We start from the raw sequence: 1,415 nt of genomic DNA, 5'->3' as shown, positions 1-1,415 counted from the left end.
TCGCGGTCGCGCAGGTGGTGATGAACCGCGTGTTCTCGGGCTACTATCCGACCACCGTATGCGGCGTGGTCTATCAGAACGCGAACCGTCATCTGGCGTGCCAGTTCACCTTCGCCTGCGACGGCATTCGCGATGTGGTCACGGAGCCGGACATGTGGGATCGCGCCCGCAGGATCGCGAAGGCCACGTTCGACGGGCGGCTTTGGCTGCCGGAAGTCGGCAAGTCGACGCACTATCATGCCTACTGGGTGCATCCCTCCTGGGTGCGCGAAATGAAGAAGATGTATCGTACCGGCGTCCACACTTTCTATCGTCCGCGGGCGTGGGGCGACGGCAGCGACGCGCCGAGCTGGGGCACGACGGCCCAGACCGCCGAGATCACGGCTAGGCTGGCGGAAGCAGCGCACAGCTCGGCTGAACTTCGCGCCCGACGCTAGAGCCTGTTTCAACCGAGTTGAGTCAGAGTCGTCGCTTGTCTTTTTGTTTGAGCATGATCTTATCCGAAAACCGGTTTTCCACTTTTCGGGATCATGCTCTAAGTCGCAGGTAACCCGGTCGGGTTCTCACGCATCGCGTGAGCTGCACGGTTGATTTATTATCCCGGCGAGTTGGCATTTTCATGCAGGCGCATTAACTTGCAGGCCTCGGCCCTGCCGGCCGGAGGTGCCGATGTTCCGTCTACATCTGCACCGGCAAATGGACGGTCCCGATGGCGACAACCGAAGAGAGCGGCCCGCAGACCGGGCGCAAAACCGGGTGGCGCACGCCGCTCGTGATCATCATCTGCGGCTGCCTGATCGGCATGCTGACGTTCGGGCCGCGGTCCGCCTTCGGCTTCTTCATGCAGCCCATGAGCAGCGAGTTCTCGTGGGGCCGCGACGTCTTCGCGCTGGCGTTCGCGGTTCAGAACCTTTTGTGGGGTATAGGCCAGCCCTTCGCCGGTGCGATTGCCGACAGGTTCGGCAGCGTGCGGGTGATTTCCGCAGGCGCGCTGATGTATGCCGCCGGCCTTCTGGTGATGCGGTACGCCGGTACGCCGGTGTCGCTCAATATCGGGGCCGGTTTCTTGGTCGGTTTCGGCCTGTCCGGATGTTCGTTCAACCTGGTGCTGTCCGCCTTCGGCAAGCTATTGCCGTTGCAGTGGCGCGGTCTCGCGCTGGGCGTCGGCACCGCGGCCGGCTCGTTCGGGCAATTCGTGTTCGCGCCGCTCAGCGTCGCGCTGATCGACAATTTCGGCTGGCAACCGGCGCTGACGGTGTTCGCGGTGCTGATGCTGTTCGTCGTGCCTTTCGCTCTGGTGTTGTCGACGCCGCCCAGCGATGCCGGCGTCGGCGCTGCCGCGGCGTCGGAACAGTCTTTCAAGAACGCGCTGGCGGAAGCCTTCGGTCACCGCTCCTATGTGCTGCTGGTGCTCG

General features: G+C 63.5%; 2 protein-coding genes. Both read left to right on the top strand.

Annotated elements, in window-relative coordinates:
- The coding region (locus BGN91_RS10105) for a cell wall hydrolase (protein ID WP_292612758.1) at nt 1-437 on the top strand (437 nt) is incomplete at its 5' end.
- A 272-nt stretch (nt 438-709) separates the two neighbouring features.
- A partial coding sequence (locus BGN91_RS10100) for an MFS transporter (RefSeq protein ID WP_292612756.1) occupies nt 710-1,415 on the top strand: 706 nt, incomplete at its 3' end.

Source organism: Nitrobacter sp. 62-13 (assembly GCF_001896955.1).
Lineage (GTDB): Bacteria > Pseudomonadota > Alphaproteobacteria > Rhizobiales > Xanthobacteraceae > Nitrobacter.
Note: the sequence above shows the minus strand (reverse complement) of the source record. Positions and strands in the feature narration are given on the sequence as shown.